Source organism: Spongiivirga citrea (genome assembly GCF_010671565.1).
Classification (GTDB): domain Bacteria; phylum Bacteroidota; class Bacteroidia; order Flavobacteriales; family Flavobacteriaceae; genus Spongiivirga; species Spongiivirga citrea.
Genome location: NZ_JAABOQ010000003.1, coordinates 610,035 through 618,496 on the forward strand (window position 1 = coordinate 610,035; position 8,462 = coordinate 618,496).

An 8,462-nucleotide genomic window follows, 5' to 3' on the forward strand; every position below is an offset into this window, starting at 1 on the left:
TGATTACCCCAATAATCAAAACATGTACAATCTACTAAACAACAAAGTATTAATCTTTCTGGCGACGCTAGCTATTAGCGTTTCTTCCTATGCGCAAAGTATTGTGACGACGGATATGCTTGTGAGTTTTGCCTGTCCCAATAATAATGGTGGTGGTTTTAATGATTTTGGCGTATATGTTGAATATGGAGCACCTGGTTTTGGTAGTACTAATGAGTTTAGCATTGAAATTTCTGATGAAAATGGAAATTTTGATGATGCGAATCCGATTTTTGTTGCAACAGGTATTACGGGCGAGAACAAAACAATACCGACAGGAGGTGCGAATGAGGCATTTACCACCAATATTCAACTGCCAACCGATGTATATGGAGAAAACTACAGAATAAGACTACATGCATCCGAAAGTGGAGAAATTGGACCAGCTTCAGAGGCGTTTCCAGCGTATTTTACCGCTAGATCTTCGGATATTAACTTACAAATAGAAGGACCTACCAGTCATACAATTTGTGGTGGTGGCGATGTTACTTTAAAATTGAATAACAATGCATTTCCTTTATACCAATGGTATAAGGATTTTGTGCCTTATAACCCAAATGGGAGTCAAGACCCAACAGGAAATACAATTACGATTACCGAACCTGGAAATTATTATGCAGCGGTTTACTACGGACCGTGTACTGATACTGCTGGCGTTAATAGCCGTTTGGTAACAGTTTCAATGTCTGCCAATAGTATTGAGGCTTCAATTACTGAGTCTGACACTTTAATTTGTTTAGGCGATACCTTTATGATGACTGCAAGTCCATCAGATCCTACTTACGAATATGTTTGGTTTCAGGATGGCACTGAGGTAGCAAGAGGTTTAGGTTTAGATAATTACTCAGTTTCAAATGCCACTCCATTTGGAGAATATACTGTACGCATTACCAATACAGATGGTTGTGAAGACACTTCAGGTGCAACTAATGTAAATAATGCGGGAACAGAAATTACAGTTTCAACTAGTACTGCAGAAGACCAAGTATTGTTACCAAGTCAGAGCACAATCTTAAGTGTTACAAGTTCAGACTCTTCAAGCACTATAGAGTGGTTCTTAAACGGAGGAACGACCCCAATCGGAACATCTTTTGATTTATTGGTTAATACTCCAGGTGCTTATCAAGCCACAGTTACTGGTTCAGGTACGTGTGCGGATGTTAAACAATCACCAGTATTCAATATTTATGCTCCAGAAGCGTATGAAGTAACCATTGCACCAGATGCTAGTTATGAAGCTTGTGGGAATCCGCCAACAACATTAAGTATTACAAAATTAGAAGCCACTGCTAATGGTGGTGCTTTAAAACTGCCTGTTGATAGCGCTGATTTTTCATTATTCACCTTCCAATGGCTTAAAGATGCTGCAGCCTTAGCAGGAGCCACACACAATGAGATTACATTAAGCGATAGAACTGAAAATGGGAATTATACGTTAACAGCGACTAACAACGGACTAAGTGCAACTAGTAATAATGTTGCAATTAGCCTAGGTTTAGAAGCAATCAATATTAGCGCTACACAAAGTAAATTATGTCCAGGTTCTAGCGATATGATCACTTTATCAAGTGATGACAGCTTGAATCCGGCTTATACATACCAATGGTTAAAAGATGGCCAGATAATTACAGGTGAAACAGCATCAACTACTGATATTAATGAAATAGGAACCTATACATTCGTAGCCTCAGCTTTTGGTTGTACTTCAACTTCAAATGAGATTGTAATAACAAACTTTGATGTGGATACAGTTAGTATTTCTCCATCTGATTATATAGCAATTGCCGAAGGTGCAACAAAGCTTGTTACCGTAAGTGGAGCAGATAGTTATACTTGGACAAATGATTTAACAGGAGCAATAACCTCAGGAAACAATATCACAGTTTCAGAAGAAGGCACCTATACATTAACAGCTTCGGTAGGTACTTGTACGGTTACTAAAACGATTACTGTCGAATTCAACCTAAGCGGATTGATCCCGAATGTAATTAGTCCGAATTCAGATGGAAAAAATGATACATGGACATTGCCAGGAGGCTTTAATAGCGAAAAGGTAAACGTGGTTATTTACGATAAGAACGGAAATGCGGTATTAGAAACTAATCGCTACGCAAATGATTGGCCGCGATCTTCATCAATGAACATGAATGCGGTTAAAGATGGTTCATTATTCTACTTCGCAATATCAAAAGACAATATATTATTTAAAAAGGGCACTATTACAGTTCTTAAATAGATGTCTAAATTAAATTTTAGAAAAACCTAAAAAATTATATTCATCTAATTTTGCTCGTTTAATTTCTCTACTTTTTTAAAAAATTTTCTTGCTAAAGCTTTCTTATTCAAAATTAAATAGCTCTCTGCTAAGCCTTGTAACGGCCTAATACTAGCAGGGTTTCCGTTGGATATTCGTTTAAATATTTCAATTGCTTTTTCAGGCCTATTATTCTCTAAATAAAATTCAGCAATTAAACATGATCGACTAACGTTCAACCTTTCGATAAAACCACTTTTCTCAAATCGCTTCATAAAGAAATCAAATAGATCAAGGTTTTTTGCTCTTATCACATTTCTTGTTAAACTAAACATAGTCCAATCACTTAATTCCTCAGCAAACCCATATTGGGAAGCTCTTTTTTTGTGATAGCTTAATACGTTATCGAATCCCCCTTCTTTTTCATATTCTTCTAGATTTTTAAATTGCAATTCAGGATAGTATTCAAAATACTTCGTTATTCCGTGATATAAGCTTGTGAAAGGAGTTGAGCGATGTTCTTCTTCTTTTAATTCTTTAAAAGTCCAACGAAGGCTATTTGAGGCTTTGGTAGACAAAAGATCCCTTAGCTGTCTTGAGCCTTTTAGAACACCCCCTTCCTCAATTTCGGAAGTAAAATATATGGATGAATCAAAACCTGGGACATTGCTAATTAGGCCATCTATTTTACTTATTTTGCTTTCCAAAGGGAACGGACTTGCTGCAATATAAGCGTCAAATAGTTCTGGGTTGGATGTCATAGTCTCGAAAACAAAGCCGCCAGCATAGCCCCAACCAAATAACATTCTGATGTCCGATGTTCTAAATTCTGAATCTATATAGCGTATCACCTCATTTTCAATAAATTCTAAAAATATTTTTGAGTTTGAATTATAGTTCCGGTTTCTATCAGATTGCTTTTTGTTTATTCCAACGATAATAAAACCTGGCGTTTGACGAAATTGAATAAAGGACTTCTGAAGGCTTACCGCATGCAAAAAATAGCGCTGTCCATCTAAGACATACAAAACAGGATAGTTCTGCTGGGAGTTAGAATAATCTTCAGGCAGAAAAATTTGAATTTCCCTAAGATCACCAAGAGACTCTGAATTAAACATTTTAATAGAGCCAACCTCATTAATCTTCTTGTTTTTTTGCGCGAACAAGTGTGTGTTTAAAAATAGAAGCAGGGCAACAAAGAAAGTTTTTCCCATTTGTTGTTATTAGTGGTCTATAAATCAGTTAGAGAAAACCGTAATATTCAGCAAGCTTGAAGTTAAAAAAATCAATCGTATCAACACCTTAATTAACACAAGTTTAGAGTAAAACAGTAGTCCTAAGTTTTGTATTAATTTCTGATTTAATAGAATTTAAATACATCATTTCGCTCCTCCTGGAGGCAATAAATAGCTCTTTTCTAATTTTTCTTCAACTTTTCTTCAACAGGATCGATTTAAACGTTGAGTAACCAACTATCTCTCAGATTGTTTTTGTTGCTTTCGTGCTTAAATTTACTGTAAATATCTTTAAATCAGTATTTTACATTAAACTCAACAGTTATTAACACCATGCTGTTCTATTAAGAGCTTCGATTTGAATATTTAATATAGAAGAAGCACTCTAAACATCAATATATCAAATAATTACACTTAAACCAGTATTTGGGTTGTTCGACTACATATTTGTTGAAAACATATTGTTTCATTACATTTGTTTTGATTAGCCCTAAATCAACTCTTTATGCTTAACCTAAAACGACATAGGCCGATGCTATCGGCGATGATGTTTTTTGCATGTGCTGTATGTTATGGACAGAGTATTCTTCCACCGCAGTTTACAGTTAGTTTTGCATGTCCCAACGACATAGGCGCAGGCTTTAATTCGTTTGGGGTTTTGGTGCAATATACAGCACCAGGGTTTTCTGACCCAAATGAATTCAGCATCGAGATTTCTGATGCGGATGGAAACTTCGACGATAACAACCCCATTTTTGTTGCAACTGGAATAACAGGAGAAAATAAGACAATCCCTACAGGAGCCCCAAACGAAGGGTTTACCACAGCGGTGCAATTACCGACCGATGTTTACGGTGATAACTATAAGTTAAGAGTACATTCTTCTAACCCGGCAATTGTAAGCCCAGCATCCGACCCTGGGATTCCGGCTTATTTTACGCCAGACCCTAGTACAGTGAACTTACAAATAGAAGGGCCTACCTCCTATACTATTTGTGGAGGCTCTCCAATAACACTTCAGCTTAATAATAGCGATTTCCCATTGTACCAATGGTTTAGAGATTTTGTGCCATGGAATCCGGATGGTAGTACAGATCCTACTGGAAATTCAGTTACGGTTACAGGCTCGGGCAATTATTTTGCATCAGTATATTTTGGTCCTTGTACGCAAAGTGCAGGGGTTAACTCAAGATTGGTGTCTGTAAGCTTAAGTAGCAGCAGTGTGACTGCAACTATAGCCGAATCGGATATTGCAATTTGCTCAGGCGATACTTTTAAAATGACTGCAAGCCCATCTGACCCGAGTTTTGAATATACCTGGTTGAAAGATGGTACCGAGGTTGCAAGAGGACAGGGTTTAGATGAATATACCGTTTCAACAACAACCCCTTTTGGGGCCTACAGCGTTAGTATCACCAATGCCGATGGTTGCGAGGATACTTCTGAGGAAGTAAACGTGACGAATGCAGGTACTGAGATTACTGTTTCAACAAACACTGATGAAAACCAGATCTTATTGCCAACGCAGTCAACGACATTAAATGTAACAAGCTCTGAAAGTGGAAGCACAATCGAATGGTTCCTAAATGGTGGTACAACTCCAGTAGGAAATACATTTGATTTGGGAGTTAGTACACCTGGCGCCTACCAAGCAACAGTAACTGGCTCTGGTGCATGCGGCGATGTAAAACAATCGCCTGTTTTTAATATTTATGCGCCCGAAGCCTACGAAATAACAATAGCTCCAGATGCAAATTATGTCGATTGCGGCAATCCTCCTACCACATTAAGTATTACAAAAATTGATGCAGTTGCCAATAGTGGAAGCCTTAAAGTCTCAGTAAACAGTAGCGACTTCTCTTTGTTTACCTATGAATGGTTTAAAGACAACACCACTGTAAATGGAGCCACACAACAAGAATTTACAGTAAATGACCGAACGGAAAACGGGAATTACGAAATAGAAGTAAGTGATGGCAACCTTACCAGTATGAGTAATACTGTAGCAATTAGTTTAGGCCTAGAAGCCATAACAATAAGTGCAACACAAAGTAAGCTATGTCCTGGATCAAGTGATTCAATTACACTATCAAATGATGGAGCATTGAATACTGATTATTCGTATCAGTGGTTTAAAGATGGCCAGGCAATAGCTGGTGCAAATACAGCAACAATCGATATTAATGAAATAGGAACCTATCATTTTGTGGCATCTGCTTTTGGATGTACTTCAAATTCTAATGAGATAGAAATCACCAATTTTGACGTTGATACTGTAGTAATTTCCCCTTCAGAGTTTGTAACAATTGCGGAAGGATCAACACAGGAAGTAATTGCAACAGGAGCAGATAGTTATTCTTGGGTGAATGACGCGAGTGGGGCTACAACAACTGGAGATAGTATTACAGTGTCTGAAGAAGGAACCTACACTTTAACAGCATCAGTAGGCAGTTGTACTGTTACCAAAATAATTACCGTTGAATTTAATCTAAGCGGATTAATACCTAATGTGGTTAGTCCTAACGGAGATAACAAAAATGACACTTGGATTTTACCTGGAGGCTTTAATAGCGAAAAGGTAGAGATACTTATATATGACCAAAACGGAAAGAACGTCTTAAATACCAATCGCTATAATAATGATTGGCCAGATGCGTCAATGATCAATAATGTAAAAGATGGCACATTATATTATTATGCCATTTCCAAAGAAAATGTCCTATTTAAAAAAGGAACTATAACAATATTAAAATAACCAAGAAGACCCGAAAACTATTGGTTCACCAAAACCAACAAAAACCTGCAAAAATGTTGAAACGAATTATTTACATAACGATATTGCTGGCCGGCTGGCAAAGCTTGCATGCACAGAATCCTACGCCTGAGCAGAGCAACCAATTGCCGTTTACGCTAGAGTCTCAAAACTTCTTGAAATACAATCGTAATTTCTTGAACCCAACCTTTTCATTAGTTAGAGAAAACAGCACTTTTATAAGCCCACTTACTAGAAACGAATCATTAGATTTTAGTGATAACACCAACACTTTATTATTAAACTATTCTGGTAAATCAGGAGAAAATACAGGTATCGGTATCGGATTGTTTCAACAAAATAGAGGAATACTAAGTTTTTATGGTGCAACTGCCAATTACGCTTATGGTTTTAGCCTTGGCGAAAAGGCCAAGCTTTCTTTTGGAGCCAATCTTTCATACTATCGATCGGATATTCGTACAAGTGATATTATAGGTGATCAAACAGACCCAAACCTTTTTAATAGAGATCAACAGTCTATTTTAAGCTTTCAGCCGGGTATAAATTTAACAGTAGGAGCATTTGACATTGGAGTTTATGCAGAAAACTTGGTAGACTACGATTTTAAGAGTAGCGAAATGCTAACTGATTTTGCCGATAAAACCTTTTCAGGTCACATTATGTATACTACGGGCCTGAGTAAAGATGCAGTTGGTATGTTTGAAAATGCTCAACTTCGCCTAATGGCTCGTGGAAGAAGACAACCAACCTTTCAAGACGATGCTAGCGATGTAGATTATCAGCTTTCAGGAAATATTATTTTAGACTTACCTAAAATTGGATGGATTCAAAGTGGTTATGATCAGTTTTATGGAGCTCATGCTGGAATAGGACTTAATTTATCTAAAAATATTTCAATTGGTTATAATATTGAGAAGGCCTTTAATGGAGATCGAAGTAACTTAGGAGCCACACATGAATTTGGTTTGGCATATAGGTTCAATCCAAGTACTGACAATGGCGAGTTAGCTGAAGAGGAGGAGGATCCAGAAGAGGAACAACCAGTACTAGCTACTTCTGCTCGCGAAATGCAGGAACTAAAGGATAATGTTGCCATAAATATGCAATTACTAGAAGATTTTATGGCTCGACAAGATTCTATTAACCGAGCTAATGACGGCCGATTTAATAGACTGATGACTATGTTAGCTCAAATGCAAAATAACCGACCTCGTGATGGTAGGGATGGACGTGATGGAAACGACGGCAATAATGGGACATCAACAACTAATGACCGTATTATAACAAATGCCGATAAGGACAGAAACAATCGAATAAAGGACAATACTAATGTTGGTACTCCAAAAACTAATACGCGAACAGTTTCAGCAAGTAAACCTAAATCAAATAAGAGGAAAGGTGCTGTAGTAATTAATGGTGTTGACGAAGGATTTTATCTTATTGCAAACGTGTATAAAGGAAAAGACAATAAATACTTTAATAAATTCTTTAACGAATTAAAAGAAAAAGGGCTTGATCCAGGATATTTCGTCAACCCTAAAAATGGAATGAAATATGTTTATTTGCGCAAGCATAATAAGCGATCCGATGCCATACGATCTTATAAGTCGAACCTCGATAATTCGTACCAAAATGAACTTTGGGTAATGGATGTTGTAAATGATACTGATGTGCGTGTTGCTCAAAAATCAGGACCCAAGTATCAATTTGACGCTGTTGCGAATAATGATAATACAGTAAAAAAGAATGATTTAGCCAAAAAAGATGGTAGTTCATCGATTATAGGTAAAGAAAAGTCGGGTAAAGATGTTATAAATAAAAGCGATGCCTATACTAGCACTTCATCTCCTCGTAAAAAGATAGCAAAACCAAAAGTTTTAAATGCTAAAGGGGTTGATGGTGGTTTTTATATAGTTGCTAATGTGTATTCTAAAAAGTTATATGCAGATAGGTTTATAAAGAAGTTAAAGAGTGAAGGTATTGATGCTGGATATTTTATTAATCCTAAAAACAACTTTAGATATGTGTATTTAAAAAAGCATCAATCTTGGAACAATGCGCTTACGTCGTATTACTCAAATGTTGATGAAACCTATTTTGACAATATTTGGATTATGAGAGTAAACACCATTAGCTTATAAAGTGAATACCATTAGCTTAT

4 protein-coding genes are annotated in these 8,462 nt (G+C 36.7%); 3 read left to right on the top strand and 1 reads right to left on the bottom strand.

Annotated features, from left to right (window positions below):
• Positions 1–22: 22 nt before the first annotated feature.
• The gene (locus GWK10_RS09400; RefSeq protein WP_164031896.1) at positions 23–2,275 is read left to right on the top strand and encodes a T9SS type B sorting domain-containing protein; all 2,253 of its coding nucleotides are present in this window, start codon (positions 23–25) and stop codon (positions 2,273–2,275) included.
• 44 nt (positions 2,276–2,319) lie between these two features.
• On the opposite strand, the gene GWK10_RS09405 is transcribed toward GWK10_RS09400, so the two are convergent.
• A complete protein-coding gene (locus tag GWK10_RS09405; RefSeq protein WP_164031897.1) occupies positions 2,320–3,507 on the bottom strand; it encodes an alpha/beta hydrolase-fold protein in 1,188 nt (395 codons plus the stop codon).
• 526 nt (positions 3,508–4,033) lie between these two features.
• Between GWK10_RS09405 and GWK10_RS09410 the strand changes: the two genes are divergently transcribed.
• Both GWK10_RS09410 and GWK10_RS09415 read left to right on the top strand, forming a co-directional pair.
• Positions 4,034–6,283 (top strand): T9SS type B sorting domain-containing protein, encoded by a 2,250-nt coding sequence (locus tag GWK10_RS09410; protein WP_164031898.1) that lies wholly within the window; start codon positions 4,034–4,036, stop codon positions 6,281–6,283.
• 53 nt (positions 6,284–6,336) lie between these two features.
• Positions 6,337–8,442 carry a PorP/SprF family type IX secretion system membrane protein gene (locus GWK10_RS09415; protein ID WP_164031899.1) on the top strand — a complete coding sequence of 702 codons (2,106 nt, stop codon included), beginning with the start codon at positions 6,337–6,339 and terminating at the stop codon, positions 8,440–8,442.
• Positions 8,443–8,462 lie beyond the last annotated feature (20 nt).